Source organism: Streptomyces sp. NPDC015661 (genome assembly GCF_043077765.1).
GTDB lineage: Bacteria > Actinomycetota > Actinomycetes > Streptomycetales > Streptomycetaceae > Streptomyces.
Genome location: NZ_JBIBST010000007.1, coordinates 407,324 through 426,572, shown reverse-complemented (window position 1 = coordinate 426,572; position 19,249 = coordinate 407,324). Strand labels below are relative to the sequence as shown.

The 19,249-nt window shown below is 74.0% G+C and carries 16 protein-coding genes; 10 read left to right on the top strand and 6 right to left on the bottom strand.

Annotation, left to right across the window (positions count from 1 at the left end; genetic code table 11):
* Window positions 1–34 precede the first annotated feature (34 nt).
* Window positions 35–949, top strand: coding sequence for a class I SAM-dependent methyltransferase (locus ACF07V_RS21360; protein WP_392156232.1), 915 nt, complete (start codon window positions 35–37; stop codon window positions 947–949).
* An 18-nt stretch (window positions 950–967) separates the two neighbouring features.
* Here the strand turns inward: ACF07V_RS21360 and ACF07V_RS21355 are convergent, their stop codons facing one another.
* The gene (locus ACF07V_RS21355) at window positions 968–1,432 is read right to left on the bottom strand and encodes an RICIN domain-containing protein (protein WP_392156230.1); all 465 of its coding nucleotides are present in this window, start codon (window positions 1,430–1,432) and stop codon (window positions 968–970) included.
* Window positions 1,433–1,585: 153 nt separating this feature from the next.
* Here ACF07V_RS21355 and ACF07V_RS21350 point away from each other — a divergent pair, with 153 nt between their 5' ends.
* Window positions 1,586–2,860, top strand: a complete 1,275-nt coding sequence (locus tag ACF07V_RS21350) for an SUKH-4 family immunity protein (protein WP_392156229.1) — start codon at window positions 1,586–1,588, stop codon at window positions 2,858–2,860.
* Window positions 2,861–3,027: 167 nt separating this feature from the next.
* Here the strand turns inward: ACF07V_RS21350 and ACF07V_RS21345 are convergent, their stop codons facing one another.
* Together ACF07V_RS21345 and ACF07V_RS21340 are read right to left on the bottom strand one after the other, a co-directional pair.
* The gene (locus ACF07V_RS21345) at window positions 3,028–3,822 is read right to left on the bottom strand and encodes an aldo/keto reductase (protein ID WP_392156425.1); all 795 of its coding nucleotides are present in this window, start codon (window positions 3,820–3,822) and stop codon (window positions 3,028–3,030) included.
* Between the two features lie 169 nt (window positions 3,823–3,991).
* Entirely contained in the window at window positions 3,992–7,123 is a 3,132-nt protein-coding gene (locus ACF07V_RS21340) for a tetratricopeptide repeat protein (RefSeq protein ID WP_392156227.1), read from the bottom strand.
* 146 nt (window positions 7,124–7,269) lie between these two features.
* Between ACF07V_RS21340 and ACF07V_RS21335 the strand changes: the two genes are divergently transcribed.
* Complete coding sequence (locus tag ACF07V_RS21335) at window positions 7,270–8,175, top strand: hypothetical protein (RefSeq protein ID WP_392156226.1); 906 nt, start codon at window positions 7,270–7,272, stop codon at window positions 8,173–8,175.
* Between the two features lie 146 nt (window positions 8,176–8,321).
* Here ACF07V_RS21335 and ACF07V_RS21330 read toward each other — a convergent pair whose 3' ends face one another.
* Entirely contained in the window at window positions 8,322–10,145 is a 1,824-nt protein-coding gene (locus ACF07V_RS21330) for an AMP-dependent synthetase/ligase (RefSeq protein WP_392156225.1), read from the bottom strand.
* Window positions 10,146–10,640: 495 nt separating this feature from the next.
* Entirely contained in the window at window positions 10,641–11,507 is an 867-nt protein-coding gene (locus ACF07V_RS21325; RefSeq protein WP_392156223.1) for a LysR substrate-binding domain-containing protein, read from the bottom strand.
* A 113-nt stretch (window positions 11,508–11,620) separates the two neighbouring features.
* Here ACF07V_RS21325 and ACF07V_RS21320 point away from each other — a divergent pair, with 113 nt between their 5' ends.
* The 3 genes from ACF07V_RS21320 (at window position 11,621) to ACF07V_RS21310 (ending at window position 14,071) form a co-directional block, all read left to right on the top strand.
* Window positions 11,621–12,691 (top strand): bile acid:sodium symporter family protein, encoded by a 1,071-nt coding sequence (locus tag ACF07V_RS21320; RefSeq protein ID WP_392156221.1) that lies wholly within the window; start codon window positions 11,621–11,623, stop codon window positions 12,689–12,691.
* Window positions 12,692–13,169: 478 nt separating this feature from the next.
* A complete protein-coding gene (locus ACF07V_RS21315; protein WP_392156220.1) occupies window positions 13,170–13,691 on the top strand; it encodes an isochorismatase family protein in 522 nt (173 codons plus the stop codon).
* Window positions 13,688–14,071, top strand: a complete 384-nt coding sequence (locus tag ACF07V_RS21310; RefSeq protein ID WP_392156219.1) for a (2Fe-2S) ferredoxin domain-containing protein — start codon at window positions 13,688–13,690, stop codon at window positions 14,069–14,071. Before ACF07V_RS21315 ends, ACF07V_RS21310 begins: the two co-directional genes overlap by 4 nt.
* On the opposite strand, the gene fdhD is transcribed toward ACF07V_RS21310, so the two are convergent.
* Entirely contained in the window at window positions 14,068–14,904 is an 837-nt protein-coding gene (fdhD, locus tag ACF07V_RS21305) for a formate dehydrogenase accessory sulfurtransferase FdhD (protein WP_392156217.1), read from the bottom strand. The two genes, ACF07V_RS21310 and fdhD, sit on opposite strands and share 4 nt — an antisense overlap.
* Window positions 14,905–15,140: 236 nt before the next feature.
* On the opposite strand from fdhD, the gene ACF07V_RS21300 reads away from it, so the two are divergent.
* The 4 genes from ACF07V_RS21300 to ACF07V_RS21285 all read left to right on the top strand — a co-directional run bounded on the left by ACF07V_RS21300 (window position 15,141) and on the right by ACF07V_RS21285 (window position 19,180).
* The gene (locus ACF07V_RS21300) at window positions 15,141–16,085 is read left to right on the top strand and encodes a beta-ketoacyl-ACP synthase III (RefSeq protein WP_392156216.1); all 945 of its coding nucleotides are present in this window, start codon (window positions 15,141–15,143) and stop codon (window positions 16,083–16,085) included.
* Between the two features lie 394 nt (window positions 16,086–16,479).
* Complete coding sequence (locus ACF07V_RS21295) at window positions 16,480–17,034, top strand: hypothetical protein (RefSeq protein WP_392156215.1); 555 nt, start codon at window positions 16,480–16,482, stop codon at window positions 17,032–17,034.
* A 94-nt stretch (window positions 17,035–17,128) separates the two neighbouring features.
* On the top strand, window positions 17,129–17,839 hold the full coding sequence (locus ACF07V_RS21290; protein ID WP_392156213.1) for a class F sortase: 711 nt from the start codon (window positions 17,129–17,131) through the stop codon (window positions 17,837–17,839).
* Window positions 17,840–17,998: 159 nt separating this feature from the next.
* Window positions 17,999–19,180 (top strand): ROK family protein, encoded by a 1,182-nt coding sequence (locus tag ACF07V_RS21285; protein ID WP_392156212.1) that lies wholly within the window; start codon window positions 17,999–18,001, stop codon window positions 19,178–19,180.
* Window positions 19,181–19,249: the final 69 nt, after the last annotated feature.

Genomic DNA, 19,249 nt, shown 5'->3' with positions numbered 1-19,249 from the left:
CGCGCCCCGGGCCGTCCCGCCGCACCCTGGAGCCATGAGCCAGCATCGCGAGTCCCACCACGGCCACCAGCACGGCGCCGGTCACGGCCACCGTCACCACGACCACACCCACCTCGACTGGAACGAGTTGGCTCCGCTCCTGGAGCGGCAGGCCGAGATCGCGAGCCCCGCCTACGCGGAGGCCGCCGCCTGGCTGGGCACCCTCGCGCCCGTGCAGGGCGTCCGCCGGGTCCTCGACGTCGGCAGCGGCCCCGGGGTCGTGACGAGCCTCCTCGCCGAGGCCTTCCCGGCCGCCGAGACGGTCGCCGTCGACGGCTCCCCCGAACTCCTCGCCCGCGCCCGGGCCCGTGCCGAGGCCCGCGGCCTCGGCGCCCGGGTCTCCACCCTCCACGCCGAACTCCCCGAAGGGATCGGCACCCTGGGGCCGGCCGACCTCGTCTGGGCGGGCAACTCCCTGCACCACATCGGCGACCAGGGCGCCGCGCTCGCCGAGTTCGCAGACCTCCTGAACCCCGGCGGTCTGATGGTCCTCGTCGAGGGCGGTCTGCCCACCCGGCACCTGCCCTGGCACATCGGGATGGGCCGCCCCGGCTTCGAGGCCCGGCTCGACGCCGCCCACGCCGACTGGTTCGGCGAGATGCGCGCCGAGCTCCCGGGCTCCAAGGACGAGCCGGACGACTGGCGGGCCCTGCTCGCCGGCGCCGGACTCACCCCCTCCGGCACCCGGACCTTCCTCACCGACGTCCCCGCGCCGGTGTCCCCGGTCGTCCGGGAGCTGGCCGTCGCCCACTACGAGCGCCTCCGGGACGGCCTCGGCGCCGTCCTGGACGCGGACGACAAGGCGACCCTCGACCGGCTCCTCGACCCGGCCGACGAACTGTCCCTGCACCACCGCACGGACCTGTTCCACCTCACCGCCCGCACCGTCCACACCGCCCGCAAGGGCTGACCCGCACCGGGCCCGGCGTCAGGACACCGGCTCCAGCCGCCACCACTGGAACGGCGAGTCGGTGTCCTCCCACTGCCGGACGTTCCCCCCGTCCTCCGTCGACGCGTCGGCGACCTCGAGGAGGAGGCCGCTGACGAAGCTCACCAGGGCCACCGTCCCCGGCGACTGGAGGTCCTGCTCGATGATCCACTCCTGCGCGCCGAAGTTGTTGGCCCGCCACTGCTGGATGCCTGCGCCGTTCTCCGTGGACGCGTTCGCGACGTCGAGCCGTTTGCCGCTGGCCGCGTTGACCAGGTGGTGGAGCCCGCCGCCGTTCGGCACGGGCGCGATGTGCCAGTGCTGTCCGGGAGTCCCGTTCCCGGTGCCCTGCTGCACCTTCGCGCCGCTGCGGCTCGACCCCTGGTACACCTCCAGGAGCAGCCCGCTGGCCACGTTCCGCACCCGGTAGAGGCCCTCCCTGACGGGCTCCGGGGCACCGCTCACCGTACCGACTCCTTCTCCTCGCCCGGCAGTTGCACCGCGCGGCCGACACCGCCGCGCGCACCCCTCGGGGGCCGTCTCCGACTCTACGTCCCGGGTACGACAACGGCCCCGGGCCGCCGCCCCGCCCGGTGCGGCGGCTGACAGGATGGGCCGGTGACCGATCCCGATCTCCGTACCCTGCTCGACGACCCCGCCGAGGTCCTGCGCCACGACCGCGCCGAGCTCCGTGCCCGTCTCGACGCCCTGCCGGAGGAGCACGGCGGCGTAGGCCGCGAGGTGTTCACCCAGGCCGAGGCGGTGTTCGGGAGCACCCCGGTGACCTCCGCCGAGTTCGCCTCCTGGCTGCACTTCGCCGCGACCGTCCTCGGCCACCGTGAGTACGCCGAGCGGGTCGCGGCCGCCGAACCCGGGCTGCCGTGGCGGACGGTGTGGGCCTGGTGGCGGCCGGTCGGCGCCCACGAGGCCGCGCCGAACCTCAGCGGCGACCGCTCCGCCGAGGTGTACGAGGCCGACGGCACGCCGCTCCTGAAGGTCTGGGCCCTGTGGTGCGAGGACACCTGGTTCGACCTCGCCACCGGCCGGCGCCGGCCCGCCCCCGCCGAGGGCACGGCCGAACCGTACGAGGAGACCGAGCCGGACGGGCCCTGGCTGTTCGACGGCGACGAGGGGTCCTGGGCGCTGCGCGGCCCGGACGCCTGGGAGGAGCCGATCCCGCTGGACGGCGGCCGCTACGTCTTCCTCGACGCCCGCGGAGTGGCCGTGGTGGAGCAGAACGACACGGCCCTCGCCGACTGGCCCACGGGCGGGGCCGACTGCTCCGGACCGGCACCGGCGGACGGCGGTCCGTGGTTCCGGCCCGGCACGAGGAACGCGGCCGGGCCGCTCACCGCGGACCGGCTCGACGAGGTCTTCGGCCCCGCCTGGGTCCTCCGCGTCCCGGCGGCCGGCCTGCCCGCCGCCCTCACGCACGCGCCGACCAGGACGCTGCTCGCCGAGGCAGGACTGCCCCGCCACTGGGCGGCCGGCGTCACGTCCTTCGCGCTCGCCGCCGAGCCGCTGGGCCCGGGCCCCGAGGGCATGCTGCGCGTCGGCGAGTTCGACCTCGGGTACTGCGACCCCGGGGAGGTCTTCGTCCACCCCGGGACCGGTGCCGTCGGCATGCGCCAGCCGGACGGCAGCCACGGCCCCGGCGGCGACGAGGTCTTCCCGCTCGTCCGGGACCTGGAGTCCTTCGTCCGGTTCCTGGAGGGCGTCCGCCGTCACATGGGCGCCTGCTGGGACCCGTACCCGGGGGAGGACGGGGTGAAGGCGTTCCTCCGGGCGATGGACGAGGTCGACGCCGGGGCACTGGCCGACGGCGCTCCCGGCGCCGAGGCGTGGGAGCACCTCTTCGCCTCGATCACCGAGCTCGGCGTGGACGGCTACTGAGCCGGCGCACCGCCGAAGGGCCCCCGTGCGCGGCTACCGCCGCGACGCACGGCTGCCCAGCCGGCGCACCGCCGAAGGGGCCCCGTGCGCGGCTACCGCCGCGACGCACGGCTGCCCAGCCGGCGCACCGCCGAAGCGGCGCGCCGGCGCCACCCCCTCCGACTCCTTCAGGCGCCGACGTTGAACTCCGCCGGGTTCGGGCCCAGCCGGCGGCTCTCGTCGAGGGCGGCGATCGCCGCGAGGTCCTCGGCGTCCAGCTCGAAGCCGAAGACGTCGATGTTCTCCCGGATCCGCGAGGGGGTGACCGACTTCGGGATCACCACGTTCCCCAGCTGGAGGTGCCAGCGCAGCACCACCTGGGCCGGCGTCCGGCCGTGCTTGCGGCCGATCGCGACGATCGCCGGCACCTCCAGGAGGCCCTTGCCGGAGCCGAGCGGCGACCACGCCTCGGTCGCGATGCCGTACCTGGCGTGCGCCGCGCGCGACTCCGCCTGCGCGAGCTGCGGGTGCAGCTCGATCTGGTTGACGGCGGGCACGACCGAGGTCTCGCCGATCAGCCGCTCCAGGTGCTCCGGGAGGAAGTTGGAGACGCCGATCGCCCGGGCGCGCCCGTCCGCGAGGATCTTCTCGAACGCCCGGTACGTGTCGACGTACGCGTCCTTCGCCGGCACCGGCCAGTGGATCAGGTACAGGTCGACGTAGTCGAGGCCCAGCTTGTCGAGGGAGGCGTCGAAGGCACGCAGCGTCGAGTCGTGGCCCTGCTCGCTGTTCCACAGCTTCGTGGTGACGAACAGCTCCTCACGGGCGATCCCCGACGCGGCGACGGCACGGCCGGTGCCCCGCTCGTTCCCGTAGATCGCGGCGGTGTCGATCGAGCGGTACCCGGCCTCCAGGGCCGTCGTCACGGCCGCCGTCGCCTCGTCGTCCGGCACCTGCCAGACACCGAAGCCCAGCTGCGGCATGCTCACGCCGTTGTTCAGGCTGACCGAGGGAACGCTGTTGTCCGTGCTCACGTGGGGTGGATCCTTACGTCGTCGTCACTGGCTGTACGGAGGTACTCCCATGGTCAACGGGCGAGCGGCCGTACGCATTCCGGCGGACCGGTCCGCTCTCCGGGGCGCCGGCGCCGGCTCACCCCTCCGTGAGCCGCGCCAGCTCCGCCCGGGCCGTCCGTGTGGCCGGGTTCTCCTCCCCGAGAACCCGCGCCCGGTCGGCGCACACCTCGCGGAGGAGCGCCACCGCCTCCTCCGTCGCGCCGAGTCGCGCGAGGATCCGGGCCCGCCCGAACCGGGTCGTGATCACTTCGGGGTGGTCCGGGTTCCCGTACCGGGCCAGACGCTCCTCGAGGAGACGGTCCAGCTCCCCGAGCGCCGCCGCCGGATCACCCAGCTCGGCCTTGAGCATGACGAGGTTGTAGCGGGTGATCATGACGGCGGGATGGGTCGCGCCCAGTGCCTCCCGCTGGTCCACGAGGAGCTCCTCGTGCAGGGTCCGGGAGGCCACCGCGTCGCCCAGTTCCCAGGTGAAGCGCGCGGTGTTCAGCCGGACCAGGAAGGTGTTCGGGTGGTACCGGCCGCGGACCCGGGTGGCCAGCGGCAGCAGTTCGCGGTACCCGTCCAGCGCCTCCTGCTGCCGCCCCGACTCGCCCAGGAACCTGCAGATGTTCATCCGGCTGAAGACGATCTGTTCGTGCTCCTCGCCGAAGACCGCGATCCGGTCCCGCAGCAGCGTGGCGTGGAGGGACAGGCTGCGCTCGTGGTCGCCGAGGGCGCCGTGCCAGTACGCGATGTAGTGGCGCTCCTCGAAGACGGCCGTATCCGTGGGCTCCAGGACCCGCTCCAGGTCCGGCAGCAGCTCCTGGTGCATCCGCAGCGCCTGCTCGCCCGCGCCCGCACGGCCCGTCCAGTACGCGATGTGGTGACGGGTGTGCAGGGTGCGCGGGTCGTCCGCGCCGAGCACGCGCCGCTGGTCGGCGAGGACCTCCCGGTGCAGCTCCAGGGCCCGCGCGAAGTCGCCGTTCTCGCCCGCCGCGTACGCCAGCCTGCCCCGGGTCTCCAGCACCTCGGGGGAGTCCGCCCCGTACACCCGCAGCTGGTCGGGGAGGAGCTCGGCGTGGAGTTCGGCACTGCGGCGGTACGCCCCCGCCTTGCTGGTCCAGTAGGCGGCCCGGGCCCGCGCGCGCAGGGTCACCGGCGTGTCCGCGCCCAGCTGCTCCCGCAGCCGCTCCGCCCAGCCCGCCCAGCGCGCCCGGTTCACCGCCGCCTCGGGCGCCGGACGCAGCTCCAGGGAGTCCAGCAACCGGTCGTACAGCGGCCCGGCCTCCTCGCCTCCGACGGCCGTCGCCAGGTGCCAGAGGTGTTCGGGTTCCGCCTGCTCGGCGTAGCGGTGCAGGGCGTCGTCGCGATCGTGCCGTTCCATGGGAGCCATGATCTCCAATGCGTCGCGGAGCGCGCGATGTCCCTCCGCCACCGACTGCCGGCCGGCGACGTACTCGATCAGCGAGGAGTGGTGGATGCCGAACAGTTCGGTGCCGGCCGGGTCCGGCGCCCGGCCCACCAGTCCCACCAGCATGTCCACCACGCGCCCGCACGCCTCCTCGTCGGCGGGGCGCCCCGGCCGGCCGGCCGCGTGGGCGAGCAGGGGGCTCGGCAGCGTCGTCCCGAGCCCGGCGGCGGCGAGGACGAGCAGCACCCGGTCCAGCAGCCTCGGGTCGCCGTCCCGGGCCTCGCGCATCGGGGCGAGGACCGCGTCGTAGACGACCCGGACGCCCTTGCCCACCATCCGCGCCACCGAGGTGTGGTGCTCGGCCAGGACACTGGTGAGCTGCCAGTTCCCCGCCGTGCTGTCGAGGAGCACGCGCTGGACGTCCGCCGACACCTGCCGGGCGTCCAGGAAGGTCCGCAGGCTCCGGGCCTCGGGAGCGGCCGGTTCCACCCGCTCCCACGCCGGGGGCAGCGGCACTCCTTCCCGTACGGTGGCGACCAGGCCGAACCAGTCGGGTGCCGCGTCGCACAGCGCCGTCAGCTCCGCGAGCAGTTCGGCCCGGCTCGTCGCGACGGTCACCTGCTCGATGCCGTCGACCACGATCCGCACGGGCTCGCGCGGACCCATGAGCGAGAGCGGGCCGCCGAGCAGGGCGACCGTGCGCGGCAGCAGCGACCGTTCGCCCTCGGGCACCCGCGCCGTGTAGGAGTCCACCGCTTCGGTGAAGCCCGGCAGATGGTCGTGGAGCTGGTCGGCGATCTGCTCGACGTAGGCGCCGGAGGCCCACCGTCCGTCGGTGAGCTGGACGACCGCGCACACGGCCGGAGCGGTCTCCGCCTCGCCCGGCGGCAGCAGTTCGGTGCGGCTCAGCGCCGTGGCGAGCGTCGTCTTCCCGGTGCCCATGTGGCCCACCACCGCCACGCTCCGGTGAAGCCGCGCCAGCCGCACCAGCCCCGCCAGCTCCCGCGGTGGCTGGAAATGGCGCAGCGCCGGCATCAGGCTCCTCCGGTCAGGCGAGGCGGCCAGCACGCTCAGGAAGGGGTCGTGCGCCACGTTCAGTGCGATCCAGGCGGGATCCGGGCGGCGGCCCGCGGCGCCGCGTCCGTCGAAGGACGCGACCTGCGGAACCTGACGCCGGAGCATGCCGTACACGACGTCCCGGACGTCGGCGGTCCGCAGCTCGGGGTCGAGCCGGATGTCGCCGTTCCGGATGACCCGGTTGAGCGCGCCCGAGAACTGGAGACCGTACGAGACCTGGTCGTCCGAGGAGGTGAGGTGGTCGATCCGGCGCCCTCTCGTCATGGCGGGGGTGTACCAGCCCTTCACCGCCTCAAGCAGTGAACGCCCGGAGCGGCAGGCGTCGATCAGGACGGTCAGCTCCAGCACGCCCCCGTGCCGCAGGGACCGGGAGCCCACCTCCCCCACGAGGTCGAAGGCGGTCTCGACCCCGGGGTTGCGCGGAGAGGTGCGCACGGGGAACAGGAACGGGCCGGAATCGGGCGCGTGCCCGTGCCCCAGGAAGGCGAGGACCAGCGAGGCCTCGGCGGCCGAAGCGTCCTCGAACGCCTCGTCCAGGGCGGCGGTCACCTCGTCCACCGACTCGGGGTTCAGCAGCAGCCCGTCGCCGCGGGCGGGCACGCAGGCCCCGCGAGCCGGGTCGAGGAGCAGGTCCCGCAGTTCGCCGGCGTGCGCCTCCAACAGGGTCAGGCGGTCCTCGTCCTTCTGTTCCAGGACGTCCCAGTGGGAGGCGATCACCAGTGCTCTGCGCTCATCGTTCACCCGCACATTGTCCGGATGACGACACGTCAGCGTCAGGCGATATAAGGACAGATGATCGTGGCTCAGGAACCGACCGCCCCCGGCCGGCGTTGAGCGGAAAGAGGCGGAAGCACGCCGCTCGGACGTTCGGACAGACGGGGAGACACATGGCAGAGCTCGTCATGGTGCACGGCATCGGACCGGCGGAGCAGACCGGTGAGCAGCTCCGCGAGGAGTGGACGCGCACCCTCGTGCGCACGCTGCGGAAGGAGAGTCGCGAGGAGGTCGCGGACCGCCTCGACGCCGGTGCGGTCTCGGTCGGCATGGCGTACTACCGACATCTGTACGCGCCGTACGTGCCGCGGGACGACTTCGAGGTGCGGCTCCCCGCGCAGATCGAGGCCACCGGCACCGAGGTGGGCCTCGACATCGCCGACAACATCGTCCGGCACGCCTCCAAGCCCCGGGACGTCGACGAGGCGGCCTACGCGCTGGAGGAGCTGAACGCCGAGGTCGGCCCCGAGCAGGGCCCGCTGGCGCCGCTGCGGATGACGGTGGCGCTGCTCTCCCGGCTCGGACCCGTCGCCCGGTCCGGCTTCGCCGCGGTGGCCAGCACGGGCGCCTTCCACCTCGGCCAGGTGGCGGCGTACCTGGAGGACGAGCGGGTCCGCGAGGGTGCCATCGAGGCGGTGCTCTCCCAGGTGACGCCCGACACCAAGGCGGTCCTGGCCCACTCGCTGGGCACGGTCGTCGCCTACGAGGCCCTGCACCGGCTCGACGGCCCGCTGCCGCTGCTCGTGACCTTCGGTTCGCCGCTCGGGCTGCGTTCGATCCTCAAGGGGCGGCTTCGGCCGCAGCCGTTGCGTTCCCCGGCCCACCTCAAGCGCTGGGTGAACGTGGCCGACGGGGACGACTTCATCGTGGCCACGCTGCGGCTGCGCAAGCTCTTCCCCGAGGACGACGCGGTGCTGGAGCGCACCCGGACGGTCAAGAACCGGAACTTCGACCCGCACGGTGCCACCGAGTACCTCAGCCGGTGGGAGACGGTGGAGCCGCTCGCCGACCTGCTCTGACCGGTCGGGCGACGGCGGGGGGCCGGTCGGGCGCCCGATGGGGCGTGCGCCGGTTGCGCCGGGTGGGGCGTGCGCCGGTTGCGCCGGGTGGGGCCTGCGTCGGTCGCGTCGGTCGGGGCGTGCGCCGGTCGTGGTGGGCGGGGCCGTCAGCCGTACAGGGCCGCGACCTCCGCCGCGTACGCCCGTTCGATCGCCTTCCGCTTCAGCTTCAGCGAAGGGGTGAGCAGCCCGTGCTCCTCGCTGAACGGATGCGCCAGGATCCGGAACGTCCGGATCGACTCCGCCTGCGAGACCAGCGTGTTCGCCGCCACCACCCCGCGCCGGAGCTCCGTCTCCAGGGCCGGGTCGCGCACCAGCTCCGCAGGGGAGAGCGGCGCCCGCCCCTGCATCGCGAGCCAGTGCTCCACCGCCTCCTGGTCGACCGTCACGAGGGCGGCGATGTACGGACGGTCGTTGCCGACCACGATGCACTGGGCGATCAGCGGATGCGCCCGCACCCGCTCCTCCAGGGCGGTGGGGGAGACGCTCTTGCCGCCGGAGGTCACCAGGATCTCCTTCTTCCGCCCGGTGATCGTGAGGTAGCCGTCCGCGTCGAGGGCGCCGATGTCCCCGGTGGCCAGCCAGCCGTCGTTGAGGACGGCGGCCGTCGCCTCCGGGGCGTTCAGATAGCCGGAGAAGACCTGGCCGCCGTGGAGCCACACCTCGCCGTCCTCGGCGATGTGGACCGTCGTCCCCGGGACCGGCTGGCCCACGGTGCCGTACTTGGTCCGCCCGGGCGGGTTCGCCGTCGCGGCGGCCGAGGACTCGGTCAGCCCGTACCCCTCGAAGACCGTGATCCCCGCGCCCGCGAAGAACAGCCCCTGCCGGCGGTCCATCGCCGAACCGCCCGACATCGCGTGCCGCACCCGCCCGCCCAGGGCCGCCCGCACCTTGACGTACACCGTCTTCTCGAAGAACTGGTGCTGCACCCGCAGCGCCGCCGACGGCCCGGGACCGGTCCCGAAGGCCTTCTGCTCCAGCGCCTCCGCGTACGCGACCGCCACCTCCACCGCCTTGTCGAAGGGGCCCGCCTTCCCCTCGCTCTCCGCCTTGCGGCGGGCCGCGTGGAAGACCTTCTCGAAGACGTACGGCACGGCGAGCACGAAACTCGGCCGGAACGCCACCAGGTCCGGGAGCAGCTCGGCCGCCGCCATCACCGGCTGGTGTCCCAGCTTCACCCCGCCCCGGACCGCCGCGACCTCCACCATCCGCCCGAAGACGTGCGCGAGCGGCAGGAACAGCAGCGTCGAGGCCTGCTCGTCGGGGCGCGAGCGGAAGACCGGCTCCCAGCGGCCCATCACCATGTCCGTCTCGAACATCAGGTTCGCGTGGGTGATCACACAGCCCTTGGGACGGCCGGTCGTCCCCGAGGTGTAGATGACCGTCGCGATCGTCTCCGGGGTGACCGCCCGCCGGTGCCGGTGCACGACCTCCTCGTCGATCTCCGTGCCCGCCGCCGTCAGCTCGCCCACCGCGTCCGCGTCCAGCTGCCACAGCCGCTGGAGCCGTGGCAGCCGGTCGATCACCGAGCCGATCGTCATCGCGTGGTCCTCGTGCTCCACCACGCAGGCCGTGACCTCGGCGTCGTGCAGCATCCAGAAGACCTGCTCGGCGGAGGACGTCGGATAGACCGGCACGGGCTGCGCGCCCAGCGTCCACAGGGCGAAGTCGAAGAGCGTCCACTCGTACCGGGTCCGGGCCATGATCGCGACCCGGTCGCCGAACCGCACGCCCTCCGCGATCAGCCCCTTCGCGAGCCCCAGGACCTCGTCCCGGAACCGCGCGGCGGTCACGTCGTGCCACTGTCCGTCCGGGCCCTTGCGGCCGAAGGCGATCCGGTCCGGCTCGGCGAGGCCGCGATCGAACACCGCGTCCGCCAGACCGCCGACCTGAGGCGCCGCCTCGACGGGCGGCACGGTGAACTCGCGCACTGACCTGCTCCTCGACGGCTCGTGGCTGGAAAAGCCCGTTGTCGCACTCCGTACGGCGCCGGTGACGGTACCCCACGCGACCGGCCGGGGGGAGGGCCTTCACCAAGCCGGGACATTCCGCGTTCACACAGGTCAGGGCCGGTGAGGCGGCCAAGTCAGGGGTGTCCCGGGCTTGTTACTGACCGGACGGTACGCCCTCCGGGGGTGAATCTCCACGGAATCTGTACCGCCCGCTCACGCCCCCGACTCCGAAGCACCCCAGTGGCGGCTTCTCGACGCACGGGAGCCCCGCGCCCACCGGGGGCGGGGCAAGCGGTTACCCCGGGCGCGGCAAGCGGTTACCGTCGGTTCGGTTCGGAGCGGTTCGGAGTGGCTCGGTCGGCACGGAGCGGTTCGGAGTGGCTCGGTCCGCACGGAGCGGCCGGTTCGGCGTGGCCGTGCGGCGCGGGCGGTTCAGCGCGGCCGGTCCGCCGTGGCCGGATCAGCGCCGCCGGATCAGCGTGGCCGGTGCAGTCGGTCGCCGCCCGCCAGGATCGCCTCCGCCAGGGCGTCCGCCGCCTCCTGGGTCTCCCCGCCCCGGCGCCCCTTGCGCAGCACGAAGCCCACGTCCCCGAGTTCCGGGAGCCCCGCGCGGGCCGGCACCTGGACAAGACCCGGCGGCACGAGGCCCCGTGTGTGCGCCATCACCCCGAGCCCCGCGCGGGCCGCCGCCACGTTCGCGCTCAGGCTGGAACTCGTGCAGGCGATCCGCCACGCCCTGCCCTGCGCCTCCAGGGCCTCCAGCGCCCGCGCCCGGGTGATCCCCGGCGGCGGGTACAGGATCAGCGGCACCGGTCGGTCCGGATCGAGCCGCAGCCCCGGCGCACCGATCCAGACGAGCGTGTCCTCCCAGACGAGCCGACCCTCGCTCTCCGCCCCGCGCCGCTTGGCCAGGATCAGATCCAGCCGGCCGGCGGCGAGCCGGGCCTGGAGCGTCCCGGACAGTTCGACCGTCAGCTCCAGGTCGACCTCGGGATGCTCGCGCCGGAAGGACTCCAGGATCTCCGGCAGCCGGGTCGTCACGAAGTCCTCCGAGGCGCCGAACCGCAGCCGCCCCCGCAGCCGCGTCCCGCCGAAGAAGGCCGCCGCCCGCTCGTGCGCCTGGAGGATCGTGCGCGCGAAACCGAGCATCGCCTCGCCGTCCTCCGTCAGCTCCACGCGATGCGTGTCCCGGGCGAAGAGCGGCCGGCCCGTCGCCTCCTCCAGGCGCCGCACATGCTGGCTGACGGTCGACTGACGCAGTCCGAGACGGTCGGCGGCCCGCGTGAAGCTCAGCGTCTGGGCCACGGCGAGGAAGGTGCGCAGCTGGGTGGGCTCGTACATCCCCCGACGTTATCGCGTTCCGTGATGACAGTCAGAGCACTGTGCGGGATTCCCGATCACCGCGCCGTGGAGCAGGATGGACGGGCGCGATCCCCGTAGGAGCACTGGAGCCCATGACCCCCCGCACGTCCGGCCGCACCGCACGCCGCCCCCTTCGCCTGCCCTCGTGGCTGCCCGTCGACGGCTACGTCCTCGCGCTGCTCGGTACGGTCGCCCTCGCCGCGCTCCTCCCCGCCTCCGGCACCGCCGCGACGGTCACGGAAGGCGCGTCGACCGGGGCCGTCGCCCTGCTCTTCTTCCTCTACGGGGCCCGGCTCTCCACCCGCGAGGCCCTCGACGGCCTCAAGCACTGGCGGCTCCACCTCGCCGTCCTCGGCTGCACCTTCCTGCTCTTCCCGCTCCTCGGCCTCGCCGCGCGCGGCCTCGTGCCCGGCGTCCTCACCCCCCAGCTCTACAGCGGCTTCCTCTTCCTCTGTCTGGTGCCGTCCACCATCCAGTCCTCCATCGCGTTCACCTCGATCGCCCGGGGCAACGTGCCCGCCGCGATCTGCGCGGGCTCGTTCTCCTCGCTCGCCGGCATCGTCCTCACCCCTCTGCTCGCCGCCCTGCTCCTCGGCAACAGTGCGGGCGGCCTCTCCGCCGACGCACTCCTCAAGATCGTGCTCCAGCTGCTGGTGCCCTTCCTGGCCGGGCAGTTCCTGCGCCGCTGGGTCGGCGGCTTCCTCCTCCGCCACAAGAAGGCCCTCGGCTACGTCGACCGGGGCTCGATCCTCCTCGTCGTCTACACCGCCTTCAGCCAGGGCATGGTCGCCGGCATCTGGCACCTGGTGACCCCCGCGCGGCTCGGCGCGCTGCTCGCCGTCGAGGTCGTGCTCCTCGCGGTGATGCTGGGCCTGACCTGGTACGGGGCCCGGCGCCTCGGCTTCGACCGGGCCGACCGGATCGCGATCCAGTTCGCCGGCTCCAAGAAGAGCCTCGCGGCCGGGCTGCCGATGGCGAGCGTCCTCTTCGGCCCGCATGCCTCCCTCGCGGTGCTCCCGCTGATGCTCTTCCACCAGATGCAGCTGATGGTCTGCGCGGTCATCGCGAAGCGCCGTGCGAGGGACCCCGAGGCCGCCGAGGAGACCGGAACCGCTTCCGCACCCGCACCCGCCGCACCAGGAGTCCCGGCGGCCGGCGCCTGACCCACGTACACCCCTGTCGAGGGAACGTTCCGTCGACAGGCGCGGGCACGAGGCCGACACCCGACGCGGTGCACCCGCTGGCGCGGCGGACACCCGACCCCGTACGTCTGTTCCCGCGGCCGACACCCGACCCCGTACGCCTCTTGCCGCGGCCGACACCTGACCCCGTACGCCTTTTGCCGCGGCCGACACCTGACCCCGTGCGCCTTTTCCCGCGGGTCGGCGCCCGACCCCGTGCGCCATTTGCCGCGGCCGACACCCGGCCCGGTGCACCCGCTCCCGCGGGTCGGCGCCCGGCCCGGTGCACCCGCTCCCGCGGGTCGGCGCCCGGCCCGGTGCACCCGCTCCCGCTGCCTGCGCCCCGCCCCCCGTACACGCCACTCCCGCCGCCGGCCCCCGCCCCCGTACACCCGCTCCGTCGGCCGGATCACACCCACACCCGGACCGTGATGATCATCCGGGCCGCTACGGTGCTCCCATGCCCTCACTCGATCCCGGCCGCACCGCACTCGTCCTCGTCGACCTGATGGAACGCATCGTCGCGCTGCCCCTCGCCCCCCGTCCCGGCACCGACGTCCTCACCTCCGCCGCCCGGCTCGCCGACACCTTCCGGGCCGCCGGCGCGCCCGTCGTCCACATCCGCGTCGAGCGCCCGAACGTCGACGCCCAGCCGCCCGGCAGCGAACTCGTCCCCGACCTCGTCCAGGACGGCGACCCCGTCGTCGTCAAGCGCACCATCGGCGGCTTCCAGGACACCGGACTCCACGAGCTGCTCGCCGGACTCGGGGCCACCACCCTCGTCCTCGGCGGCATCGCCACCAACCTCGGCGTCGAGTCCACCGCCCGCGCCGCCTGCGACCTGGGCTACGACCTCGTCTTCGCCGAGGACGCCATGTCCGCCCTCACCGCCGACGAGCACCGCGCCTCCGTCGACCTCGACTTCCCGCGCCTCGGCACGGTCGCCCCCGTCTCCGCGATCACCCTGGACGGCCCCGAGTGACCCCGGTCCCGATACGGTACGGGGCCCGCCCCTGCTCCCTGGTCGTCTGCCGCGGCTGCTGCTGCGGCGACGGCCGCAAGAACCCCGGCACCGACCACGCCGGTCAGCTCGCCCGCCTCCGCGAGGCCGCCGCGGCCTCCGGCGGCCGGCTCGCCGTCCGTACCTCCGACTGCCTCGGCCCGTGCGCCCAGGCGAACATCGTCGTGGTCCAGCCCTCCACCGAGGGCCGGCGGCGCGGCGGACGGGCCGCCTGGATCGGCTTCACCCTGGACGAGGACTGCCTCGACGACATCCTCGCCTGGACGGCGGCGGGCGGCCCCGGCATCGCCCCGCCGCCGGACACCCTCGCCCTCCAGATGATCGACCCGCCGAAGAACTAGGGCGCCTTCACGTCGATCCGGTGCTCGCCCGCGTACACGTTCATGTCCGGCCCGCGCAGGAAGCCGATCAGCGTCAGGCCCGTCTCGGCGGCCAGGTCCACGGCGAGCGAGGACGGCGCGGACACCGCGGCGAGCACCGGGATCCCCGCCATCACCGCCTTCTGCGCCAGCTCGAACGAAGCCCGCCCCGACACCAGCAGCACCGCACGCTCCAGCGGCAGCAGGCCCTCCCGCAGCGCCCGCCCGACCAGCTTGTCCACTGCGTTGTGCCGGCCCACGTCCTCCCGTACGTCGAGCAGTTCGCCGTCCTCCGCGAACAGCGCCGCCGCGTGCAGCCCGCCGGTCGAGTCGAACACCCGCTGCGCCGCCCGCAGCCGCTCCGGGAGCACCGAGAGCAGCTCGGGAGCGATCCGCAGCGGGGGAGTGTCGGCGATCGGGAAACGGGCCGTGGTGCGGACCGCGTCCAGACTCGCCTTGCCGCACAGCCCGCACGAGGACGTCGTGTAGACGTTCCGCTCCAGAGTGATGTCCGGGACCGTCACACCCGGGGCCAGCTGCACGTCCACCACGTTGTACGTGTTCCGGCCGTCCTCCGTGGCGCCCGCGCAGTACACGATGTTCCGCACGTCCGACGCCGCCGCGAGAACCCCCTCGCTCACCAGGAAACCCGCCGCGAGCGCGAAGTCGTCGCCCGGCGTGCGCATGGTGATCGCGATCGGCCGCCCGTTCAGCCGGATCTCCAGCGGCTCCTCCGCCACCAGGGTGTCGGGCCGCGTGTTGACCGCACCGCCCCGGATCCGCAGGACACGCCGTCGCTCGGTGACCCGTCCCATCGTGACCGCACTCGATTCTCTCCGCAGGGAAGGCCGGGAAGGCCCTGACCGCCCCATTCTCCGCCACGCCCCACCACCGCGGGCGCACCCGCGGACCCGGTACTCCCCGGCCCGTTGTCACGGTCGGCCAAGCGATTCGGGGGAATGTTGGTGGTTTACGTCACCTGTTACTGATCAGTCGCTGGCAAGACTGGGGGATCCTGCCGGACGAACGAACCACCTAGGGGGTCCCGAGTATGACGGGCACTCGCATTGCCGCGCTCGGGCACTACCAGCCCGCCAAGGTGCTGACCAACCACGACCTCGCCGAGCTCGTCGACACGAGCGACGAGTGGATCCTCAGCCGGGTCGGCATCCGCACCCGGCACGTCGCCGGGCCCGACGAGCCCGTCGACGAGCTCGCCGCCCACGCGGCCGGCAAGGCCCTCGCCACCGCCGGCCTCACCGCGGGCGACATCGACCTCGTCCTCGTCGCCACCTCCACCGCGATCGACCGCTCGCCCAACACCGCCGCCCGGGTCGCCGCCCGCCTCGGCATGGGCTCGCCCGCCACCATGGACCTCAACGTGGTGTGCGCCGGTTTCACCCACGCGCTCGCCACCGCCGACCACGCGGTCCGGGCCGGGGCGGCCCGCCGCGCCCTCGTCATCGGCGCCGACAAGATGACCGAGATCACCGACTGGACCGACCGCACCACCTGCGTCCTCACGGGTGACGGGGCCGGCGCCGCGATCGTCGAGGCCACCGAGACCGACACCGGCGCCATCGGCCCGGTCCTCTGGGGCTCGGTCCCGGAGATGGGCCACGCCGTCCGCATCGAGGGCACCCCGCCCCGCTTCGCCCAGGAGGGCCAGTCCGTCTACCGCTGGGCCACCCAGCAGCTGCCCGCCCTCGCCCGGCAGACCTGCGAGCGCTCCGGCATCGCCCCCGAGGACCTCGCGGGCGTCGTCCTGCACCAGGCCAACCTGCGGATCATCGAGCCGCTCGCCGCGAAGATCGGCGCCGTGAACGCGATCGTCGCCCGGGACGTCGTCGACTCCGGCAACACCTCGGCCGCCTCCATCCCGCTCGCCCTGGCCAAGCTGGTCGAACGCGGCGAACTGCCGTCCGGCGCCCCGGTCCTGCTCTTCGGCTTCGGCGGCAACCTGTCGTACGCGGGCCAGGTCGTACGGGTGCCGTAGGGGCCGGGCTTCCGGGCCCTGGGCCTCGGGCTCCGGGCTCTCGGGTCCCGGGCTTCCGGGCCCTGGGCCTCGGGGTCCGCGCTCTCGGGTCCTGGGCTTCCGGGCCCTGGGCCTAGGGCTCCGGGCTCTCGGGTCCTGGGCTTCCAGGCCCTGTGCCCCGGGCCCCCGGGCCCCTGGCTTCCGGCCCCCGCCTTCCGGCCCCGGGCCCTCGGGGCTCCGGGCCCTCAGGCCCCCCGGATCCCGTCGGCCGTCCCCGGCGGTAGCGTGACCCGTTCGGCGGAGACCGGTGGCGGCGGGCCAGGCGCGGACCTAGCTTCGATCGCGGTGAGGGTCGTCCCTTTCCGGCCGTGGAATCGCTCCGCGTCCGAGCCCTCGCGTGATCTGGAGGACCGCCATGCGCGCGATACGTGCCGCTTCCGCCGCCCTGCTCAGCGCCGTCGCCGTCGTGTCGGTCGCGCCCCTGGCCCTGGCCGGGGACGGCAACAACAACATCACGTCGTTCGGCTTCGCCGTCACCCCCGCGACGATCGCCCCCGGTGGCACCGTCACCCTCACGTCCGAGGGCTGCGAAGTGCCGTCCGTGACCGTCACCTCCACCGTGTTCGAGACCGTGACCCTCAACGAGGGCCGCCCCGGCACCGCGACCGTGGACGTCGACGCCAAGGCCGGCAGCCAGGTCGAGATCACCTTCGACTGCAAGGGCGAGCGGGGCACCACCCAGCTCACCATCGCCCAGGGCGGCGACACCGGCGGCGACACCGAGCGCGACACCGGCACGCACACCGGAGCCCACAAGGGCGTGAAGGCCGGCTACGGAACCGCCGCCGCCTCCGGCGCCGACACCGACGGACTCGGCACCACCGAAGTGGTCACGGGCGTGCTGCTCATCGCCGGAGCGCTCGGCGCCGCCGTCGTGCTCACCCGCCGCCGCGCCGACGGCCGCGCCTGACGGCCGGGACCCCGGGGGCCCGAAACGGCCCCTCCGCCCCGGTGTGACGAGGTCCGGGGCGGAGGGGCGCCAGTACATGAGGAGGAGTGCGGACGTGGGGCGTGCGGACGGCACGGGAGACCCGGACGGATCGGGCGGCCCCGACGGCACGGCGCAGCCGGACCGCACCGGACGGCGCGGCGCCTGGGGCGTCGTCGCCGTCGTCCTCCTGGTCGGCGTGCACCTCGTGCGCGGCGGTACGGGGGAGCTCCAGGGCGCCGGCCCGCCGCAGCCCCTCGCCGCGGCCGCGCCCGACGGGACCCGCGCCGGCCTCGCCGCCCTCGCCCCCGCGTCCGTACCCGCTCCGCTGCCCGCCTCGCCGCCGGTCCGGGTCCGCGTCCCCGCCGTCCGTATCGACGCCCCCGTCACCGAGGTCGGACTCGACGCCGACGGCTGGATCGAGGCCCCGCCGCCCGAGGACGACCGGCTCGCGGGCTGGTTCACCGGCGCGGTCACCCCCGGCGAGCGCGGCACCGCCGTCGTCGTCGGCCATGTCGACACCCCGAACGGCCGGGCCGTCTTCTACGACCTCGGCGCCCTCGCCAAGGGACACCGCGTCGAGATCGCCCGCCGCGACGGCAGGACCGCCGTCTTCGCCGTGTACGGGGTCGAGGTCGTCCCCAAGGAGGGCTTCCCCGCCGAGCGGGTCTACGGCGACGCCGGCGTCCCCGAACTGCGCCTGATCACCTGCGGCGGCACCTTCACGGAGGAGAACGGCTACGCCGGCAACGTGGTGGTCTCGGCCCGCCTGGTCGAGGTGCGCTGACCCTCCTCTTCTCCCCGCCCGCACCCTCCTTTGTCCCCAACCGGGAAAAAGTCGGGGTGGATTCCTGCGCAACTTCTTCCCACTCCGGTACGCCGCTGCTACGTTCCCCTCGAAAGCCCGAACACGAGCGTGTGCGAGAGGGAGGGGCGCGTGAGGCGCATGACGGCACGACCTGCCAACCGGCACCAGGCGCGACTCCTGCGGCTGTTGCGCGACGGAGGACCCAACTCCCGCGCACAGCTGGGAGACCAGATCGACCTCTCGCGCTCCAAGCTCGCCGTCGAGGTCGACCGGCTCCTGGAGACCGGCCTCGTCGTCGCCGACGGCCTCGCCGCCTCCCGCGGCGGACGCCGCTCGCACAACATCCGCCTCGCGCCCGAACTCCGCTTCCTCGGCATCGACATCGGCGCCACGTCCATCGACGTGGCCGTCACCAACGCCGAGTTGGAGGTGCTCGGGCACCTCAACCACCCCATGGACGTCCGCGAGGGCCCCGTCGCCGTCTTCGAACAGGCCCTGTCGATGGCGGCGAAGCTCCGCTCCACGGGCGTCGCGGAAGGATTCGACGGCGCCGGCATCGGCGTCCCCGGACCCGTCCGCTTCCCCGAGGGCGTCCCCGTCGCACCCCCGATCATGCCCGGCTGGGACGGCTTCCCCGTACGGGAGGCCCTCAGCCAGGAGCTCGGCTGCCCCGTCATGGTCGACAACGACGTGAACCTCATGGCCATGGGGGAGCAGCACGCCGGCGTCGCCCGTTCCGTCGGCGACTTCCTCTGCGTCAAGATCGGCACCGGCATCGGCTGCGGCATCGTCGTCGGCGGCGAGGTCTACCGCGGTACGACGGGCAGCGCCGGCGACATCGGGCACATCCAGGTCGAACCCGAGGGCCGCCCCTGCGCCTGCGGCAACAACGGCTGCCTGGAGGCCCATTTCAGCGGCGCCGCCCTGGCCCGCGACGCCGAGGAGGCGGCGCGCGCCGGCCGCTCGGAGGAGCTCGCCGCCCGTCTCGCGGCGGCCGGACACCTCACCGGCGCCGACGTCGCCGCGGCCGCCGCCGCGGGCGACGCCACCTCACTCGCCCTCATCCGCGAGGGCGGCAACCGGGTCGGGCAGGTCATCGCCGGACTCGTCAGCTTCTTCAACCCCGGTCTGGTGGTGATCGGCGGCGGCGTCACCGGCCTCGGTCACAACCTCCTCGCCAGTGTCCGCACCCAGGTCTACCGGCAGTCCCTGCCCCTGGCCACCGGCAACCTCCCCATCGTCCTGGGCGAGCTGGGCCAGACCGCCGGCGTCACCGGCGCAGCCCGCCTCATCAGCGACCACCTCTTCTCCCCTGCGTAACGCGTCCGTGTGATGCGCCGGCGCCGCCGGCGGTCCATGGGCACGCGTTCCTCCCCCGGACTCTGCTTG